Source organism: Clostridium sp. BJN0013, from assembly GCF_040939125.1.
Classification (GTDB): Bacteria; Bacillota; Clostridia; order Clostridiales; family Clostridiaceae; genus Clostridium_B.
This window is the reverse complement of sequence record NZ_CP162495.1, coordinates 3,719,601-3,738,864: the sequence shown is the minus strand read 5'-3', so window position 1 is coordinate 3,738,864 and position 19,264 is coordinate 3,719,601. Positions and strand designations below refer to the sequence as shown.

General features: G+C 31.6%; 18 protein-coding genes and 1 pseudogene. 18 read left to right on the top strand and 1 reads right to left on the bottom strand.

The genetic code is table 11. The features are described 5' to 3' along the window. Positions 1-108 precede the first annotated feature (108 nt). From AB3K27_RS19320 to AB3K27_RS19290, 7 genes are all read left to right on the top strand, one after another. On the top strand, positions 109-1,248 hold the full coding sequence (locus AB3K27_RS19320) for an acyl-CoA dehydrogenase (protein ID WP_368488953.1): 1,140 nt from the start codon (positions 109-111) through the stop codon (positions 1,246-1,248). Between the two features lie 16 nt (positions 1,249-1,264). Continuing rightward, entirely contained in the window at positions 1,265-2,044 is a 780-nt protein-coding gene (locus AB3K27_RS19315) for an electron transfer flavoprotein subunit beta (protein ID WP_368488952.1), read from the top strand. A 19-nt stretch (positions 2,045-2,063) separates the two neighbouring features. Then, a complete protein-coding gene (locus AB3K27_RS19310) occupies positions 2,064-3,068 on the top strand; it encodes an electron transfer flavoprotein subunit alpha/FixB family protein (RefSeq protein ID WP_368488951.1) in 1,005 nt (334 codons plus the stop codon). A gap of 199 nt (positions 3,069-3,267) precedes the next feature. Further along, the gene (locus AB3K27_RS19305; protein ID WP_368491289.1) at positions 3,268-4,110 is read left to right on the top strand and encodes a 3-hydroxybutyryl-CoA dehydrogenase; all 843 of its coding nucleotides are present in this window, start codon (positions 3,268-3,270) and stop codon (positions 4,108-4,110) included. Positions 4,111-4,357: 247 nt separating this feature from the next. Next, complete coding sequence (locus AB3K27_RS19300) at positions 4,358-5,251, top strand: sulfide/dihydroorotate dehydrogenase-like FAD/NAD-binding protein (RefSeq protein ID WP_368488950.1); 894 nt, start codon at positions 4,358-4,360, stop codon at positions 5,249-5,251. Continuing rightward, positions 5,251-6,642 (top strand): NADPH-dependent glutamate synthase, encoded by a 1,392-nt coding sequence (gene gltA / locus AB3K27_RS19295; RefSeq protein WP_368488949.1) that lies wholly within the window; start codon positions 5,251-5,253, stop codon positions 6,640-6,642. The genes AB3K27_RS19300 and gltA overlap by 1 nt, the downstream gene beginning before the upstream one ends. A 193-nt stretch (positions 6,643-6,835) precedes the next feature. Continuing rightward, a complete protein-coding gene (locus tag AB3K27_RS19290) occupies positions 6,836-7,744 on the top strand; it encodes a DNA-3-methyladenine glycosylase (protein ID WP_368488948.1) in 909 nt (302 codons plus the stop codon). A gap of 33 nt (positions 7,745-7,777) precedes the next feature. On the opposite strand, the pseudogene AB3K27_RS19285 reads toward AB3K27_RS19290, so the two are convergent. Next, positions 7,778-8,547, bottom strand: a pseudogene (locus AB3K27_RS19285) (IS5 family transposase). 207 nt (positions 8,548-8,754) lie between these two features. On the opposite strand from AB3K27_RS19285, the gene AB3K27_RS19280 reads away from it, so the two are divergent. The 11 genes from AB3K27_RS19280 to AB3K27_RS19230 all read left to right on the top strand — a co-directional run bounded on the left by AB3K27_RS19280 (position 8,755) and on the right by AB3K27_RS19230 (position 19,247). Then, positions 8,755-9,474, top strand: coding sequence for a TVP38/TMEM64 family protein (locus tag AB3K27_RS19280; protein WP_368488947.1), 720 nt, complete (start codon positions 8,755-8,757; stop codon positions 9,472-9,474). A gap of 356 nt (positions 9,475-9,830) precedes the next feature. After that, positions 9,831-10,115: a co-chaperone GroES gene (gene groES, locus AB3K27_RS19275; RefSeq protein ID WP_011989032.1), complete on the top strand. Its 285-nt coding sequence runs from the start codon at positions 9,831-9,833 to the stop codon at positions 10,113-10,115. A gap of 65 nt (positions 10,116-10,180) precedes the next feature. Continuing rightward, on the top strand, positions 10,181-11,821 hold the full coding sequence (groL, locus tag AB3K27_RS19270; RefSeq protein WP_368488946.1) for a chaperonin GroEL: 1,641 nt from the start codon (positions 10,181-10,183) through the stop codon (positions 11,819-11,821). A 362-nt stretch (positions 11,822-12,183) separates the two neighbouring features. Further along, entirely contained in the window at positions 12,184-13,638 is a 1,455-nt protein-coding gene (gene guaB, locus AB3K27_RS19265) for an IMP dehydrogenase (protein WP_368488945.1), read from the top strand. 175 nt (positions 13,639-13,813) lie between these two features. Beyond that, on the top strand, positions 13,814-15,346 hold the full coding sequence (guaA, locus tag AB3K27_RS19260) for a glutamine-hydrolyzing GMP synthase (RefSeq protein ID WP_368488944.1): 1,533 nt from the start codon (positions 13,814-13,816) through the stop codon (positions 15,344-15,346). A gap of 128 nt (positions 15,347-15,474) precedes the next feature. After that, positions 15,475-16,446 (top strand): tyrosine-type recombinase/integrase, encoded by a 972-nt coding sequence (locus AB3K27_RS19255; RefSeq protein WP_368488943.1) that lies wholly within the window; start codon positions 15,475-15,477, stop codon positions 16,444-16,446. Then, a complete protein-coding gene (locus tag AB3K27_RS19250; protein ID WP_368488942.1) occupies positions 16,446-16,817 on the top strand; it encodes a hypothetical protein in 372 nt (123 codons plus the stop codon). The genes AB3K27_RS19255 and AB3K27_RS19250 overlap by 1 nt, the downstream gene beginning before the upstream one ends. A gap of 6 nt (positions 16,818-16,823) precedes the next feature. Next, positions 16,824-17,381, top strand: coding sequence for a helix-turn-helix domain-containing protein (locus AB3K27_RS19245; protein WP_368488941.1), 558 nt, complete (start codon positions 16,824-16,826; stop codon positions 17,379-17,381). Positions 17,382-17,911: 530 nt separating this feature from the next. Next, positions 17,912-18,142: a type II toxin-antitoxin system MqsA family antitoxin gene (locus AB3K27_RS19240; protein WP_368488940.1), complete on the top strand. Its 231-nt coding sequence runs from the start codon at positions 17,912-17,914 to the stop codon at positions 18,140-18,142. A 43-nt stretch (positions 18,143-18,185) separates the two neighbouring features. Continuing rightward, complete coding sequence (locus AB3K27_RS19235; RefSeq protein WP_368488939.1) at positions 18,186-18,422, top strand: cyclic-phosphate processing receiver domain-containing protein; 237 nt, start codon at positions 18,186-18,188, stop codon at positions 18,420-18,422. 132 nt (positions 18,423-18,554) lie between these two features. Continuing rightward, positions 18,555-19,247, top strand: a complete 693-nt coding sequence (locus tag AB3K27_RS19230) for a metallophosphatase (RefSeq protein ID WP_368488938.1) — start codon at positions 18,555-18,557, stop codon at positions 19,245-19,247. The last annotated feature ends 17 nt before the right edge of the window (positions 19,248-19,264 follow it).

The window sequence follows — 19,264 nt, the reverse complement described above, 5'->3', positions numbered from 1 at the left end:
CTGCAATCTTTATTTTGCTTAAAGGTTTACAAATAAAGATTGCAAAAAATGACAAATAAAAGCTATATGCTATATTTAGTATGAAAACTATTTAGGAGGTAAAAATAAATGGATTTTACATTAACAAGGGAACAACAATTTGTAGAACAAATGGTAAGTGAATTTGCAGAAAATGAAGTTAAACCTCTAGCTGCTGAAGTAGATGAAACAGAAAGGTTTCCTCAAGAAACAGTAGATAAAATGGCTAGGTATGGGATGTTGGGTATACCATTTCCAGTTGAATATGGTGGAGCAGGTGGAGATACTCTATCTTATATATTAGCTGTAGAAGGACTTTCAAAGGTTTGCGCTACAACAGGCGTTATACTCTCAGCACATACTTCACTTTGTGCAACACCTATTTACCAATTTGGTACAGAGGAGCAAAAACAGAAATATTTAATTCCACTTGCAAAAGGAGAGAAACTCGGAGCATTTGGTTTAACTGAACCTAATGCAGGTACTGATGCTTCTGGACAACAGACAACAGCTGTTTTAGATGGAGATAGTTATATATTAAATGGACAAAAAATATTCATTACAAATGGTGGAGCAGCAGATACTTTTGTAATATTTGCAATGACAGATAAAAGCAAAGGAAACCATGGAATAACAGCATTCATAGTTGAAAAAGGAATGCCTGGTTTTTCAATAGGAAAACTTGAAGACAAAATGGGAATAAGAGGATCATCAACTACAGAGCTTATATTTGAAGATTGTAGAGTTCCAAAAGAAAATATGTTAGGAAAAGAAGGAAAAGGTTTTGGTATAGCAATGAAGACTCTTGATGGAGGAAGAATTGGTATAGCATCACAAGCATTGGGTATAGCAGAAGGTGCTTTAGCTGAAGCGATTGCATATATGAAAGAAAGAAAGCAATTTGGGAAATCTCTTAATAAATTCCAGGGATTAGCATGGTATACAGCTGAATTAGATACTAAAATACAAGCTGCGAAATATCTTGTTTACAAAGCAGCAGTAAATAAGGACAAAGGTGTTCCTTATACAGTGGATGCTGCAAGAGCTAAATTAGCTGCAGCTACTGTAGCTATGGAAACTACAACTAAAGTTGTACAACTCTTTGGAGGATACGGATACACTAAAGATTATCCAGTAGAGAGAATGATGAGAGATGCTAAGATAACTGAAATATATGAAGGAACTTCAGAAGTACAAAAAATGGTTATTTCAGGAAGTTTATTTAAATAAATAGGAGGAGTTCATAATGAATATAGTAGTTTGCTTAAAACAAGTACCAGATACGAACGAAGTTAAAATAGATCCAAAAACAGGAACATTAATAAGAGAAGGCGTTCCATCAATAATAAACCCAGATGATAAAAATGCACTTGAAGAATCAATTGTTTTAAAAGAAAAAGTAGGCGGCAAAGTTACAGTAGTAAGCATGGGACCTCCACAGGCACAGGATGCGCTTAGAGAAGCTCTAGCTATGGGAGCTGACGAAGCAATATTAGTTTCAGATAGAGCTTTTGCAGGAGCAGATACTCAAGCTACTTCATATGCATTAGCAGGAGCACTTAAAAATTTAGACTATGATTTAATATTTGCAGGAAGACAGGCAATAGATGGAGATACTGCGCAGGTTGGACCTCAAATAGCTGAAAAATTAGGAATACCTCAGATAACATATGTAGAAAAAGTTGATGCAGAAGGAGATACTTTAACAGTTAGAAGAGCTTGGGAAGATGGCTATGAAATAGCAAAAGTTAAGACTCCAGTGTTATTAACTGCTATAAAAGAATTAAATGTACCAAGATATATGAGCATGAAGAACATATTTGAAGTTTTTAACAAAGAAGTTAAAGTATGGAGTGCTGATGATTTAGCTGTAGATAAGGAAAAACTTGGCCTTAAAGGTTCTCCAACAAAAGTTAAGAGATCACATACAAAAGAAGCCAAAGGCGCAGGGGAAATCGTTAATAAACCAGTAAAAGAAGCAGTAACATATGCAATTTCAAAATTAAGAGAAAAACATGTCATTTAATATATAGGAGGGGTTTAGAATGAACATAGCAGATTACAAAGGTGTATGGGTATTTGCTGAACAAAGAGATGGAGAACTACAAAAAGTAGCACTTCAATTAGTTGGAAAAGGAAGAGAATTAGCAGACACTTTAGGAGTAGAGTTAACTGCTGTATTACTTGGTAGTGATATAGATGATGTAGCAAAAGAGCTTGTTGCACATGGAGCAGATAAAGTTTTATATGCAGACAGCCCTCTCTTAAAACATTTTACTACAGATGCTTACGCTAAAGTAATTTATGAATTAATACAAGAAAGAAAGCCAGAAATATTACTTATAGGAGCTACATTTATAGGAAGAGATTTAGGCCCAAGAATTGCAGGTAGAGTTGGTACAGGTCTTACAGCAGACTGTACAGGACTTGATATAGAAGAGTCAACAAAGAACTTGATGATGACAAGACCAGCGTTTGGTGGAAATTTAATGGCAACTATAGCATGTGAGAAGACAAGACCTCAAATGTCAACAGTAAGGCCAGGAGTTTTCGACAAGCTTCCAAGAGATGCATCAAGAACTGGAAAGATAGAAAAGATTGCTGCAAACGTTACTAAGAGCGACATCAGAGTTGACGTAGTTGAAGTAGTTAAGTCTGCTAAAGATACAGTAGATATTTCAGAAGCAGACGTAATTGTATCAGGAGGAAGAGGACTTGGTGGTCCAGATGGATTCAAAGTTCTTAAAGAATTAGCAGATTTGTTAGGCGGAACTATAGGTGGTTCCCGTGCAACTATAGATGCTGGCTGGATAGATAAGAGTTATCAGGTTGGACAGACAGGTAAGACAGTAAGACCAGGACTTTATGTTGCATGCGGAATATCAGGAGCAATACAGCATTTAGCAGGTATGCAGGAAAGTGGATTTATTGTAGCTGTAAATAAGGATGAAGGTGCTCCAATAATGCAAGTAGCGGATCTTGCTATTGTAGGAGATTTATATAAAGTTGTTCCAGAATTTGTAGCTCAGATTAAAGCTTTAAATATTTAATTAATTTGTAAATATTTATAATCTATAAATAGTATTTTTTATATGTTAGAAACCTCCTCTGTAATATCAAATATTTTGGGTATTGCAGCGGAGGAAACTATATAAATAAATGCTTATATTTTAAGCATACTAGACTTAATTAATTTATTACTAAAATTCAATTATATTAAATTTTTGAGGAGGAGTGACATATATGAGTATTAAAAGTGTAGCAGTTTTAGGTAGTGGAACTATGTCTCGTGGAATTGTGCAAGCTCTTGCAGAAGCAGGGATAGATGTAATTATCCGTGGAAGAACTGAAGGCAGTATTGGAAAAGGTTTAGCAGCAGTAAAAAAAGCTTATGACAAAAAAGTATCAAAGGGAAAAATATCTCAGGAAGACGCTGATAAAATAGTTGGAAGAGTAAGTACAACAACTGAACTTGAAAAATTGGCTGATTGCGATCTTATAATAGAAGCAGCATCAGAAGATATGAATATAAAGAAAGACTATTTTGGAAAATTAGAGGAAATATGCAAACCTGAAACAATTTTTGCTACTAATACTTCTTCATTATCTATAACTGAAGTAGGTACAGCTACAAAAAGACAGGATAAGTTTATAGGGATGCATTTTTTTAATCCAGCAAATGTCATGAAATTAGTTGAAATTATAAGAGGAATGAATACTTCTCAGGAAACTTTTGATATTATAAAAGATCTTTCTATTAAAATAGGAAAAACGCCTGTAGAAGTTGCAGAAGCTCCAGGATTTGTTGTAAATAGAATATTAATACCAATGATCAATGAAGCAGTAGGAATTTTAGCAGAGGGGATAGCTTCAGCAGAAGATATTGATACAGCTATGAAATTAGGTGCTAACCATCCAATGGGTCCTTTAGCATTAGGAGATCTTATTGGATTAGATGTATGTCTTGCAATTATGGATGTGCTTTATAATGAAACTGGAGATTCAAAGTACAGAGCTCATTCATTACTCAGAAAATATGTAAGAGCAGGTTGGTTAGGAAGAAAATCAGGAAAAGGATTTTTTGCTTATTAAGATTATGTGATTTAGATAAATTTAAAACTATTTTAAGTAATATTTAAATTATAATAATTAAAAAGAATTTTGGGCTAATTAATGATTAGTCTAAAATCTTTTTTTAATTATATAGTTTTTTATAGTAGTGCAATTATTTTAGTAGTGTGATATAATATAATAAAGGGCTTATGTTTGAAATGAAATTTAAGTCTTAAGGTTAAACGTTTTATAATTGTTATTAGTTTTTTCAGATGGGGTGAATGGAATGTATAAAATTGTAGACAAACAGGCTCTTGCACCTAACATATTCTCAATGGATATCGAGGCACCAAGAGTAGCTAAGTCCTGCCTTCCAGGACAATTCATCATAGTTATAACAGATGATAAGGGTGAAAGAGTACCTCTTACTATCTGTGACTATGATGCAGAAAAGGGAACAGTAAAAATAGTGTTTCAGACAATGGGTGTATCAACAAAACAATTGGCAAAATATGAAACAGGAGATTATATCAGAGATTTTGTAGGACCTTTAGGTAAGCATTCAGAATTTGTGGACGAGGATCTAGAAGAACTTAAGAAAAAAAATATTATATTTATAGCAGGAGGAGTGGGAACGGCTCCAGTTTATCCACAGGTAAAATGGTTGAGTCAACATGGAGTAAAGGCTGATGCTATAGTGGGATGTAAATCTAAAGATCATTTACTTTTAGAGGAGGAAATGAAAGCTGTAACAGATAATTTATATATAGCTACTGATGATGGAAGTTATGGATATAAAGGGTTTGTTTCAGATAAACTTAAAGAGCTTTTAGATGATAAGAATGGGAAAAAATATGATTGTGCAGTTGCTATAGGACCAATGATTATGATGAAGTTTTTATGCAAACTTACAAAAGAATATGGATTAAGGACTATAGTAAGCTTAAATCCAATAATGGTAGATGGAACAGGTATGTGTGGAGCTTGTAGGGTTACAGTAGGTGGGGAAGTTAAATTTGGATGTGTAGACGGACCAGAATTTGATGGACATTTAGTTGATTTTGATGAAGCTATGAGAAGGCAAGCTATGTACAAAACTGAAGAAGGAAAGAAAATTCTTCAAGCAGAAGAAGGAGACACCCATCATGCTAAAGGATGTAAGTGCGGAGGTGACAAGTAATGGCTGTAGATAAAAAGAAAAGAGTACCAATAAAGGAACAGGATCCAAAAGTTAGGGCAACTAACTTTGACGAAGTATGTCTTGGGTATACTGAAGAGGAAGCAGTAAAAGAAGCATCTAGATGTTTAAATTGTAAGAAACCAGGATGTGTTACAAAATGTCCTGTTTCAATAACAATACCACAGTTTATTGAACAGATCAAAAATAAAGACTTTGAAGCAGCAGCCAAAGTTATAGCAAAATCCAGTGCACTTCCTGCAGTCTGTGGAAGGGTATGTCCACAGGAAAGTCAGTGTGAATCAAAATGTGTACTTGGAATAAAAGGAGAAGCTGTTGCTATAGGAAAACTTGAGAGATTTGTAGCTGACTGGTCTAGAGAAAATAATATAGATCTTTCAGACAGAAAGCCAGCAAATGGTAAAAAGGTAGCAGTTATAGGTAGTGGTCCTTCAGGACTTACCTGTGCAGGAGATTTAGCAAAGCTTGGATATGATGTTACCATATTTGAAGCACTTCATGAAGCAGGCGGAGTTTTAGTTTATGGAATTCCGGAATTCAGACTTCCAAAAGATAGTGTAGTAAAACATGAAGTAGAAAATGTAAAAAAATTAGGTGTTAAAATAGAAACAGATGTAATAATAGGAAGAACTATTACTATAGACGAGCTTGTAGAGAATGAAGGCTTTGATGCTGTATTTATAGGTTCTGGTGCAGGACTTCCAATGTTTATGAATATACCAGGGGAAAATTTTAATGGTGTATTTTCAGCTAATGAATTCTTAACTAGAAGTAATCTTATGAAAGCATTTAGAGGTGATTATGCTACACCAATAAAGGTTGGAAAGAAAGTTGCAGTAATTGGTGGAGGAAATGTTGCTATGGATTCAGCTAGAACTGCATTAAGACTAGGAGCAGAAGTATATATAGTATACAGAAGATCAGCAGAAGAAGTTCCAGCAAGGGCAGAAGAGGTTCATCATGCTAAAGAAGAAGGAGTTCAATTTCATCTTTTAACTAACCCTGTAGAAATATTAGGTGATGAAAAGGGTTGGGTTAAAGGTATGCGTTGTATAAAGATGGAACTTGGAGAACCAGATGCATCTGGAAGAAGAAGACCAGTTCCAATAAAGGATTCAGAATTTGAATTAGATGTAGATACAGTAATAATGGCACTTGGAACATCACCAAATCCACTTATAGCATCTACAACAAAAGGACTTGAAATGAATAAACGTAAATGTTTAGTAGCAGAAGAAGAAACTGGACTAACTACAAGAGAAGGAGTATATGCAGGAGGAGATTCCGTAACTGGAGCTGCTACTGTTATACTTGCTATGGGAGCAGGTAAAAAAGCTGCAAAAGCTATAGATGAATATTTAAGCAAGAAATAGTTTATTTAAAAAGGCTGTATTGGGGGCTAACCTAGTACAGCCTTTTAATATTGGTGAAATATATACTAATTAATTGAATACTAAACTTCATCTAAATTTAAGAATCATTTAATGAAATCATATGCTAGTTAGTGTATAATGATATTAAAAATTTATCACTAAATTTGAGAATAAATTGATAAGGAGTAATTGTATGGATTTTAATTATATAGAAAATTTTCAAAATGGAGTTATAGTAAAAGATGTGAGGAATTTTGAATTAGCCCATATATTTGATTGTGGTCAATGCTTTAGATGGAATAGACAAAAAAATGGAAGCTATATAGGGATAGCTTTTGGTAAGGTTATAGAAGTAGAAAAAAAGGGTAATGATGTATTCATATATAATACATGTGAAAAAGACTTTAAAGAAATATGGTGTAAGTATTTTGATTTGTACCGGGATTATGGGGAAATAAAGCATATATTAGGTAAGGATCCTATTTTAAAAAAAGCTGTAGAATTTGGAGGAGGTATTAGACTTTTAAGACAGGAGCCTTTCGAATTAATTGTTTCTTTTATAATATCTGCTAACAACAGAATTCCCATGATAAAGAAAGCCATAGAGAATATAAGTAAAAAATGGGGAGAAGCTTTAGAATTTAAAAATAAAGTTTACTATAGTTTTCCTAAATTAGATAAGTTAAATAGGGCTACATTAAAGGAAATAGAATCTTGTGGAACAGGCTTTAGAGCTAAATATATTATAGATACTATATCAAAAATTTATAATAATGGTACAAAATCTAAAGAAAATTATGATGAGGTATATGATATTGATTGGATTAAGATGCAGGAAGATGAAGCTTGTCATAAGGAACTACAAAAATTTATGGGGATAGGTCCTAAGGTAGCAGACTGTATTATGTTGTTCTCTATGCAAAAATATTCTGCATTTCCTGTAGATGTATGGGTTAAAAGAGCTATGAATCATTTTTATCTGGCACCAGATGTATCTTTAAAAAAGGTAAGAGATTTCGGAATAAACAAATTTGGCAAATTATCAGGATTTGCCCAGCAATATCTATTTTATTATGCCAGGGAAAATAATATAACAGTTTAGTTAGAGTGTGTCTGAAAACAATGCAACAATAAATTACTTAGATAAAATAAAAATAGCAGCAATATAAACAAAAGCAAGGAAAGAATCAGCAAGCTTGTCATAACGAGTTGCAATTCTTCTAAAATGTTTGATTTTGTTAAAGAAACATTCAACTAAATGACGTTCCTTGTACAGCCACCAGTCACAATTCCATGGTTCTCTTACATTTGATTTTGGTGGAATAGTATATGAGGATTTCTTTGAAGTAATATATTCTCTAATTTCATTTGTGCCATATGCCTTATCTGCCAGGATATTGCTGCCTTCTATATCAACGTTGGAAAGAACATCTACGGCCTGTGTACTGTCGTGTAGATTGCCAGATGATAATTGAAAATGGATTGGATTGCCAAGTCCATCAACAACTGCATGAATTTTTGTTGTATGTCCGCCGCGACTCAGTCCAATATGCTGTTTTGTTTCGCTGTTTACAGCCCCTTTTTAGCACCAGCACTGTGCTGGTGGGCTTTTATACATGTTGAATCAATGCTTAAATTTTCATAATCTGCATCTGAGGTTAACTCTTTAAAAATTGTTAATAAAGTACCATCGTTACGCCACTTACAAAAACGACTGTATACAGTTTTCCATGAACCGAAGCGTTCTGGTAAATCACGCCATGCTGCACCACTTCTTGCAATCCATAGTATGGCATTAAATATAAGTCGGTTGTCTTTTGGAGGTCGTCCTGTTTTTGCTATTGGAATTAAGTTTTTTATTTGATCCCATTGTTCATCTGATATTTCATAACGCTTCTGTGACATATTTGCACCCTCCAAGTTTTTTATCTTATTTTACCTAAAACTCGGTTCTTTCGCAATATTTAGTTTTCAGACACACCCTAGTTAAAATAATTTTTACAAATAAGTATTTTGTATTAGGTTAAAATATATAAAGTAAGCTTTTAATTCAAGATAGTAAATTGAATATAGTTCATATTAAAATATAAGATGGATCAGAGGATAAGTTATATGTTAAAACATGTTGAGAAAAATTTTAAATATTATAAACTTTATTTTGTGTTGTTGATTGTATTTTCCATATTTATTATTTTAGCCTATACATATTATCATGAATATAGATATCTATTTTCAGAACCTACTAAACTAAAAGGTTTAGTAATGTCTTATGGCAAGTATAGTGTATTGGCATTTATAGTTATTCAAATTTTACAGGTGGTGGCTTTTTTCATACCGGGAGAGATTATTCAAATTGCAGGAGGATATATATATGGAGCATTTTTAGGAAGTGTAGTATCCATTATAGGCATAATTATAGGCAATATAATTGCCTATAGTATGTCTAGGTACTATGGAAGACCTTTTGTAAATAAAATAATATCCAATAAAAATTTAACATCCTTTCAGAAAATATTAGATTTAGGTAGTATTAATATTATAGTGTTTATACTATATTTAATTCCTGGAATACCTAAGGATATTTTAGCCTATATATGTGGTATATCTAAAATTAAATTTAAAAATTTTATAATTTGTTCTTTATTGGGAAGATTACCGGCAATAGTATTATCTGCTTATTTTGGAGCTGAAATATATTCTGGCAATAAAATAGTAATAATAAGTATAGTTGTTATAACTGTATTTTTATTTATTGTAGGAATTTTTAAAGGAGAAAAAATATTAATCAAGTTCTTCAAAAATAAAGCATCTCAAAGCAATGAACAACTTTAGTGGTCTAATATATGTTCCTTTTTAGTTAAATGTTACCATCATTTCAATTTTAATATATATTTTTATTTTATGAGTTAAATTATACCAATTTTGTATATATATAGATGTAATTAGAAAATACTAATAATATATGATATATGTGAAATTATTAGTAATAAGGTGAAATAGGGATATAATTAAAGTATAACCCATATTTTTTAGCCTAAATAGTTCAATAAGTGGAAAATTCAAATTTGAAAATATAAATGCTATTCATTATTATAATAATTGTATTAGCACTCATAATTAATGAGTGCTAACAATAAGACTAAAAATAATTTAAAATAAATTCAAAGTATTTTTAAGGAGGGGTTTAGATGAAAATTAGACCACTTGGAGACAGAGTTGTAATTAAAAAAATTGAGGCAGAGGAAACTACAAAAAGTGGTATCGTTTTGCCAGGAAGTGCTAAGGAGAAACCACAAGAAGCAGAAATTGTGGCAGTAGGACCTGGTGGAGTGATAGATGGAAAAGAAATTAAAATGGAAGTTAAAGTAGGGGATAGAGTATTGTTCTCTAAATATGCTGGAAATGAAGTAAAAATAGATGGAGTGGAATATACTATTCTAAGACAGGATGACATACTTGCTATAATTGAGTAGTAAATTAAAGTGTAATGTTAAAAACAAATAAGTATATATAACGGAAGTTGTAAGGAGGGTTTTTTATGGCAAAAAGTGTTTTGTTCAGTGAAGATGCTAGAAAAAAGATGCAAGAAGGTGTAGATAAATTAGCTAATACAGTAAAAGTTACCCTTGGACCTAAGGGGAGAAATGTAGTACTTGACAAGAAGTTTGGTTCTCCACTTATAACAAATGATGGAGTTACAATAGCAAAGGAAATAGAATTAGAGGAACCTTATGAAAACATGGGAGCGCAGCTTGTAAAAGAAGTTGCTACAAAAACTAATGATGTAGCAGGAGATGGAACAACTACAGCTACATTACTTGCTCAGGCTATAATAAGAGAAGGATTAAAAAATGTTACAGCTGGAGCAAATCCTATGCTTATAAGACAGGGTATAAAAATAGCAGTAGATAAGGCCGTAGAAGAAATAAAGAAAGTTTCAAGAAGTGTGAAAGGTAAAGAAGATATAGCAAGGATTGCGGCTATATCAGCTTCTGACGAGGAAATTGGTAAATTAATAGCTGATGCTATGGAAAAAGTAGGTAATGAAGGAGTTATAACTGTTGAAGAGTCAAAGACTATGGGAACAGAGTTAGATGTAGTTGAAGGTATGGAATTTGACAGAGGTTATTTAAGTGCATACATGGTAACTGATACAGAAAAGATGGAAGCTGTATTAGATGATCCTTATATTTTAATCACAGATAAGAAAATATCTACTATTCAAGATATACTTCCATTGCTAGAAAAAATAGTACAACAGGGGAAGAAATTACTTATAATAGCTGAAGATGTTGAAGGAGAAGCACTTACAACTTTAGTTGTTAACAAATTAAGGGGAACATTTACTTGTGTGGCAGTAAAGGCACCAGGTTTTGGTGATAGAAGAAAGGAAATGCTCCAGGACATAGCAATACTTACTGATGGTAAGGTAATATCAGAAGAGTTGGGAAGAGACTTAAAGGAAGTTTCATTAGAGGATCTCGGAAGAGCAGAATCAGTAAAAATTGATAAAGAAAATACTACCATAGTAAATGGAAGAGGGGATAAAAAATCTATACAAGATAGAGTATCCCAGATTAAAGCACAGATAGAAGAAACTACTTCTGAATTCGATAAAGAAAAGTTACAGGAAAGGCTTGCAAAACTTTCAGGCGGAGTAGCTGTAATAAAAGTTGGAGCAGCAACAGAAACTGAATTGAAAGAAAAGAAAATGAGAATAGAAGATGCCCTTGCAGCTACAAAGGCTGGTGTTGAAGAGGGTATGGGACCAGGAGGAGGAACTGCATATGTAAATGCAATCCCAGAGGTTTCAAAACTTACTTCAGATGTGGCTGATGTAAAAGTTGGTATAGACATAATAACAAAAGCATTAGAAGAACCAGTTAGACAGATAGCAGCTAATGCAGGAGTAGAAGGTTCTGTGATAATTGAAAAAGTTAAAAATAGTGAACCAGGTATAGGATATGATGTGCTAACTGATAAGTATGTAAATATGATAGAGAAGGGAATTGTAGATCCTACTAAAGTAACAAGATCAGCACTTCAAAATGCAGCATCTGTAGCAGCTATATTCTTAACTACAGAAGCAGCAGTGGTAGATATACCAGAAAAGAATAATACAGGAATGCCAGGAGCACCAGGAGCACCAGGAATGGGCGGAATGGAAGGAATGTACTAAAAAAGATGTATAACTTAAAACTAACCCAGTATCTAAGTAGATATTGGGTTAGTTTTTGTTTTAAGAATATTATAAAATCACGTTGACAAAAACTAAAAAATTGAATAAAATAGTGTAAATAGTTAATAGGATAGAGGGAAATATATTAAAATTCGTAAAAAATTAAATAGGGTTTTTATTCAATTCATATATCCTGAATATGGTAAGGAAATGTCTTCAGGAAACCATAAATTTCTGACTATCATTGGAATTATTATCGTAAAGCCATATTAATTTTCTTTAAGTGAATTTAATATGGTTTTTTTATTAGATTGTATTTTAAGAATATTTTATAAAATAATTTAGAATTGGAGTGGTTTTAATTGGCAAAGATTTTAAAGGAGGCTTATACTTTTGATGATGTACTTCTAATACCAAATAAATCTGAAGTTTTGCCTGGGGAGGTTCTATTAAATACTAATTTGACTAAAAATATAAAATTAAATATACCTCTTGTAAGTGCTAGCATGGATACAGTTACAGATTCAAAAATGGCTATTGCTATGGCAAGAGAAGGTGGTATAGGAATTATACATAAAAATATGTCTATAGAACATCAGGCTATGGAAGTGGACAAGGTAAAAAGGCAGGAAAATGGTGTAATTACAGATCCATTTTATCTTTCACCGGATAATAGTATAAATGATGCATTAGCACTTATGAGTAAATATAGAATATCAGGTATTCCAATTACTGTAAATTACAAATTAGTAGGTATAATTACTAATAGAGATATAATTTTTGAAACAGATTATGATAGAAAGATTTCAGAAGTTATGACCTATAAAAATCTTATAACGGCCCCAGAAAATACTACTATTGAAGAAGCTAAGGAAATATTGAAAGCCCATAAAATAGAGAAACTTCCATTGGTAGATAGCAAAAATAATTTACGAGGACTTATAACTATAAAAGATATAGAAAAAGTGAAAAAATTCCCTAATGGAGCAAAAGATATAAAGGGAAGACTTTTATGTGGTGCTGCGGTAGGAGTAACCAAAGATATGATGGACAGGGTAAATGCCTTAGTTAGAGTAGGAGTAGATGTAATAACTGTAGATACATCCCATGGACATTCACAGGGAGTGTTAAATGCAGTGAAAATTATAAAAGAGAAGTATCCTGACATAGAAATTATTGCAGGAAATGTTGCAACTGCAGAAGCTACCAGAGATTTAATTGAGGCAGGTGCAGATTCAATTAAAGTAGGAATAGGACCAGGTTCCATATGTACCACAAGGATAATATCGGGAGTGGGGGTACCACAGCTTACGGCAGTAATGGATTGTGTGGAAGAAGCTAATAAGTATGATGTTCCAATTATTGCAGATGGAGGAATAAAATATTCAGGAGATATAGTAAAGGCATTGGCAGCAGGAGCCAAGGTAGTTATGATGGGGTCTATGTTTGCAGGTTGTGAAGAAGCCCCAGGTGAAACGGAGATATATAAGGGAAGAAGTTATAAGGTATATAGAGGAATGGGTTCTTTAGCTGCCATGGCTTGTGGAAGTAAAGATAGATATTTTCAAGAAGGAAATAAAAAATTAGTCCCAGAAGGTGTTGAAGGAAGGGTACCTTATAAAGGACCTCTAGCAGACACTATATTTCAGCTTTTAGGAGGAATACGCTCAGGTATGGGATTATTAGGAGCGCCTACTCTAAAGGACTTATATGAAAAAGCTACTTTTGTAGTTCAGTCTTCCGCAGGTCTTAGAGAAAGTCATCCTCATGATATATCTATGACTAGAGAAGCTCCTAATTATAGTATTGCACAATAATAAGAGTGTATTAATATTAGATATTATTATAATGAAATGGAGAATTATCTTTGAGTATTGATGGTGGATATTAATAGTTGTAGAATATAGGAATAAACTATAATTAATTTTCACAAAATATAAGGATGAATTTGAACAAAAGCAGTTAAGTAAATTTTACATTGGGAGGACACTAATGGGAAGAGAATTAGTTATTGTAGTTGATTTTGGGGGACAATATAATCAACTTATAGCAAGAAGGGTTAGAGAAAATAATGTATACTGTGAAATAGTCCCTTATACTTATTCTGTAGATAAAATACAAGAAAAAAACCCCAAGGGAATAATATTTACAGGAGGGCCTAATAGTGTATATGATAATAATGCTCCTAAAATAAGTGAGGACATATTTGAAATAGGTGTGCCAGTTTTAGGTATATGTTATGGTCATCAGCTTATATGTACTACATTGGGGGGAAAAGTTGAAAGTGCAGAGGTAAGGGAATATGGAAAAACGGATGTGGTTCTCAATAATAGCAGTGATTTATTTTCTGGTATAGATAAAAATGAAAGTTGTTGGATGAGTCATACAGATTTTGTATCACAACCTCCGGAAGGATTTAAAATAATAGGAAAGTCAGGAGAAAGTCCTGTAGCTGCCGTAGAGAATATTAATAAAAAAATATATGGAGTTCAGTTTCATCCTGAAGTTGAACACACGCCTTTTGGCAAAAAAATGCTTTCTAATTTTTTATTTGACATATGCAATTTAAAAGGAGATTGGTCTATGTCTTCTTTTGTGGATGAAAAGATAAAATCAATAAAAGAAGAAGTTGGAGATAAAAAGGTAATATGTGCCATGTCCGGTGGAGTAGATTCTTCAGTAGCAGCAATGATTGTACATAAGGCTGTAGGAAAGCAGCTTACTTGTATATTTGTAGATCATGGTCTTCTAAGAAAAGATGAAGGAGATCAGGTTGAAGATATATTTAAAAAACAGTTTAATATGAATTTTATAAGAGTAAATGCAGAGAAAAGATTTTTACAAAAGTTAAAAGATGTATCGGATCCTGAAAAGAAAAGAAAAATAATAGGAGAAGAATTTATAAGGGTATTTGAAGAAGAAGCTAAGAAGTTAGGAGAAATAGGTTTTTTAGTTCAGGGAACCATATATCCTGATGTGGTAGAAAGTGGACTTGGAACATCTGCTACTATAAAAAGTCATCATAATGTAGGCGGACTACCTGAAAATATGGATTTTGAACTCGTAGAGCCTCTAAGGGAACTATTTAAAGATGAGGTTAGGGCAGTAGGTGAAGAACTTGGTATACCTCATAAATTAGTATGGAGACAACCGTTTCCGGGACCGGGACTTGCTATAAGAGTTTTAGGAGATATTACAGAGGAAAAGCTTCAAATAACCAGAGATGCAGATGCAATATTTAGAGAAGAAATAGCAAAAGCTAATTTAGATGAAACTATATGGCAGTATTTTGCCTGTCTTCCCAACATACGTTCTGTAGGAGTAATGGGGGATGAAAGAACTTATTGCTATACTATTGCACTAAGGGCAGTTATATCTACGGATGCTATGACTTCTGACTGGGCTAGGATACCTTATGAAGTTTTAGATAAAGTTTCAAGGAGAATTGTTAATGAAGTTAAAGGAGTAAACAGAATTGTTTATGATATAACCTCAAAACCTCCAGCTACTATCGAGTGGGAATAGGATACGAATGGCTTAAACCCTAGATATATCAATAAAATAAGTTAATAAAAGTGTTTATGAAAAGTGTTGTTAAATTAGTTTTTCATAAGCGCTTTTTTGATGTTTTTTAATAAAAAATGAGGGTGGTCATGAAATTGAAAAAAGGTATATCAAAAGGAAAGCAATTATTTAAAAATGAAAATCAAATTATTAAAAAAACATACCAAGAAGCATTTAAGGAATACATTGCTATGTCTAAGGTTAGAGGATTATCGCAAGATACAATAAAAACTTATTATTATCATAATAAATATTTCTGTAAATTTCTGGGAAAAAATAAAAATTGCGGTGGCTTAGATGTCAAAACAATAGAATCATACGTACTTTTTTTACAGGAAAAAGGTATGAAGGGGACTACTATTAACAGTTATTTACAAAACATATCGCCAGTTTTAAAATATTGTATGAAAAAAGGATATATATTTGAATATTTGAATATACCTTATGTTAAAGTACAACAAGAACATAAAGAAATTTTTACAGAAGATGAACTTAACACACTTTTACAACCTCCTAAAAGTAAAGATTTTGTAAGTATTAGGGTATATACTTGTGTTTGGTTATTAGCTAGTATGGGATTAAGAGCTAGTGAATTAAGGCACTTAAAAGTCAATAATGTAAATATGATAGATAGAATAATAACTTGTAATTATACTAAAAACAAAAAAGCTAGATATCTTCCAATAAGTAGTTCTCTTTATGAAGTTTTAGACAATTACTTAAATTTAAGAAAAGGTGATGGTGAGGATTATTTATTTCCTACTGTCTATGGAGATATGTTAAGCCGAACTTTTCTACAAAAAGGCATAGTTGAGTATTCACATAAAAGAGGTATTAAAAAAAGTGGAATCCATATATATAGACATACCTTTATTACTCGTTCAGTTGAAAAGAATGTCTCCCCACTTATATTGAAAAATATTACAGGTCACGCAACTTTTAAACAATTAAACAATTATTATAATTCAAGAATGTCAAGTATGGTTGAAGTTATAGATAATATTGCCCCTAAATTAAAGAGAAAAGAAAATTATTTTAAAAAGAGAGGGGGTAGAATATAATGGCTGAAAAAAGAGAACAAATAAATATAGACAAAATTATATTTAAGGTGTTAAATGGTTTCATTGACCCAGGTTCTACCCCTTATACCGAAAATTATAGACATTCAATATTAACAAATGGTGGGAGTTACGAGAAACACGACAAAAAGAAATGTTATTTATTTACTATGTACTTTCAATATCATGTTTGGAATTTCGGAGAAATACCAAGTTATGACAAATTAAAAGAATACTTAGAAATTAAGACAGATAAAGCTTTTAATAAATATATTGTTGCCATAAACAAGCATTGGCAATGGATAGAGACAATCTATATTAAACCTAAGTGGAAAATTAGATTTAAAAAAATGAGATTGCAGGTTAGGGGGTAGAGAATTATGTTATTAAGTGAACAGTTAAAAGAGAGATTAAGAAATGAATTCATGCCCCTAAAAAACCTTAAAATTTTTAGTAATGCAGATGCCTTAAATCTCAAAATATCCTTCTTAAAATCCCTCTCAAAAGGTATAAGGGGTACTTGTAGTAGGATATTAGATTTCTTTGAAGCTAGGGTTAATACTGATGATACTAAAGATAACTACATGATTTGTTATGCGAGCCAACAACAAATAGCTGATGAATTAGGGCTAAGTAGGGAATGGGTATCTAATTGTATAAATAGAATGAGTGAAAAAGAAAATTGTATTTTTACAAAAATTAGACAAGGTCTTAACAAAAGCAACTACTATATTATGGGAAAGAAAAAAGAAATGGTAGAGCTGCTTAAACAAATATTTCAGGCACAACAAGAAGAATCAAAAGTTAAAGGTAAAGAAAAGCAGGACAAGCAGAGGGAAAAATATAAAAACTATAATAATGGTACTAATTTTAAACAGCGAACATATGATTTTGAGAAATTAGAAAAGCAATTATTGGGATCGGATGATACAGAATAAAAATACAAAAAGTCAAAGAGATTATATAAGTTATACCCTCATATAATCTCAACAAATACAATATAATATATCATTAAATATATTATATCACTATTTTTTAAAGATTTCATCAAAAAATTTTAAAAAATTTAGGTTTATTAAAGTCAACTTTTTTTAAAAAAAATTTAAAAGGTTTTATTTACTATTCGTAAAAATATACATATCTAAATATATATTATGGAATTCCAAATAATAATTCTTAAATAATATCAACTCTAAAATATAATACTATCTTTATACCTCAAATTGACAATTCTATTATTAAAATTCTCAAAATTGACCTTATTCATTTCTGGATGTAAGCTGTAGTTTTGGACAATGATAATGTCAGTTTACATCCAAAAGTGAACAAGGATTTAAATTAAGATGTTAATATGAAATTACAGAAATATATATACTATCTATATCTATATTTTTAATATTAATTGCTATTGGTCAGGAATATGTATGAATGATATAATTATTTAAAAACAAGAAGGAAGTAATTATATATGAATTGCATTTTATGTAAAGGGAATTTAGTAAAAGATAAAGTTAATTATATTGTAGATTTAAACGGAAATATTATTATAATTAAAGGTGTTCCGGCCAATGTTTGTAAACAATGTGGGGAATATTTTCTTGAAAATGATATTGCCTTAAAAATAGAAAAAATAGTGGAAGAAGCGAAAAAGAATAAAGCTGAAATATTGGTACTCAATTATTCTGAAGTGGCTGCTTAAAGTGATGCCCCATATTATATTAAAAAAGGATTGAAGTAAAAATATGAAGGAAAAAATAAACCTCTACTTAGATGACCTACGTGATTGTCCTGAAAGTTTTATATTAGCAAGAACAGTGGAAGAAGCAATATATTATTTGGAAAATTATAACGTTGAAATTCTTTCTCTTAACCATGATTTAGGAGAAGATGAAAAAGGTAATTTATTGTCAACAGGGTATGATTTAGTTAAATATATATGTAAACAAGGACTGAGAGCTGATAAGATATATTCATACTGATAACCCCTGTGGCAGATTAAATATGTATCATACATTAATAGGGGCACAAAGAAGAGGATTTATTGATAGTGATATTAAAATTTATAATTACCCTTTTACTAAAAATAAATATACAGAAAGGTAGACATACATATGATATATGTAACTGGTGATCTACATGGTCACATAGATAAATCTAAATTGAATACCAAAAATTTTCCTGAGCAAAGAAATTTAACTAAGAAAGATTATGTAATTATATGCGGTGATTTTGGTTTAGTTTGGAATAACAGTAAACAAGAATTATATTGGCGAAAATGGCTTGATAATAAGAATTTCAGAACTTTATTTTGCGATGGTAATCATGAAAATTTCGAATTATTAAATCAGTATCCAGTAACAGAATGGAATGGTGGAAAGATACATAAAATTTCGAATAGTATAATCCATTTAATGCGAGGGCAGGTATTTACTATAGATGGTTTAAAGTTTTTTACTATGGGTGGTGCTGTATCAGTAGATAAGGAAAGTCGAATTAGGGGTATATCTTGGTGGGAAGCAGAAGTACCAAATTATACTGAATATGAAGAAGGACTAAGCAATTTAGAGAGGAATAATTGGCAAGTTGATTATATAATAACTCATACTTGTTCTAGTGATATTCTTAACTGGATATCTAAAATTTTTGGATTTCAACCCAAACCGGATGATTCCGTTAATAAATATCTGGACGTGATACAGAAAAATTCTAGATATCAACATCATTATTTTGGACATTTCCATGAAGACATTAATATAGATGATAAGCATACTTTAGTGTATGAGAAAATTATTAGGATAAAGTGAGATTTAAGTGCGTTAAA

Bases quoted from the DNA above. Each gene is read 5' to 3' on its own strand.
- AB3K27_RS19255 (WP_368488943.1), top strand. From the start codon at position 15,475: ATGAAATTGAAAAAAGGTATATCAAAAGGAAAGCAATTATTTAAAAAT.
- guaA (WP_368488944.1), top strand. From the start codon at position 13,814: ATGGGAAGAGAATTAGTTATTGTAGTTGATTTTGGGGGACAATATAAT.
- groL (WP_368488946.1), top strand. From the start codon at position 10,181: ATGGCAAAAAGTGTTTTGTTCAGTGAAGATGCTAGAAAAAAGATGCAA.
- AB3K27_RS19235 (WP_368488939.1), top strand. From the start codon at position 18,186: ATGAAGGAAAAAATAAACCTCTACTTAGATGACCTACGTGATTGTCCT.
- AB3K27_RS19245 (WP_368488941.1), top strand. From the start codon at position 16,824: ATGTTATTAAGTGAACAGTTAAAAGAGAGATTAAGAAATGAATTCATG.
- AB3K27_RS19240 (WP_368488940.1), top strand. From the start codon at position 17,912: ATGAATTGCATTTTATGTAAAGGGAATTTAGTAAAAGATAAAGTTAAT.
- gltA (WP_368488949.1), top strand. From the start codon at position 5,251: ATGGCTGTAGATAAAAAGAAAAGAGTACCAATAAAGGAACAGGATCCA.
- groES (WP_011989032.1), top strand. From the start codon at position 9,831: ATGAAAATTAGACCACTTGGAGACAGAGTTGTAATTAAAAAAATTGAG.
- AB3K27_RS19310 (WP_368488951.1), top strand. From the start codon at position 2,064: ATGAACATAGCAGATTACAAAGGTGTATGGGTATTTGCTGAACAAAGA.
- AB3K27_RS19300 (WP_368488950.1), top strand. From the start codon at position 4,358: ATGTATAAAATTGTAGACAAACAGGCTCTTGCACCTAACATATTCTCA.
- AB3K27_RS19280 (WP_368488947.1), top strand. From the start codon at position 8,755: ATGTTAAAACATGTTGAGAAAAATTTTAAATATTATAAACTTTATTTT.
- AB3K27_RS19250 (WP_368488942.1), top strand. From the start codon at position 16,446: ATGGCTGAAAAAAGAGAACAAATAAATATAGACAAAATTATATTTAAG.
- AB3K27_RS19230 (WP_368488938.1), top strand. From the start codon at position 18,555: ATGATATATGTAACTGGTGATCTACATGGTCACATAGATAAATCTAAA.
- AB3K27_RS19290 (WP_368488948.1), top strand. From the start codon at position 6,836: ATGGATTTTAATTATATAGAAAATTTTCAAAATGGAGTTATAGTAAAA.
- AB3K27_RS19315 (WP_368488952.1), top strand. From the start codon at position 1,265: ATGAATATAGTAGTTTGCTTAAAACAAGTACCAGATACGAACGAAGTT.
- AB3K27_RS19320 (WP_368488953.1), top strand. From the start codon at position 109: ATGGATTTTACATTAACAAGGGAACAACAATTTGTAGAACAAATGGTA.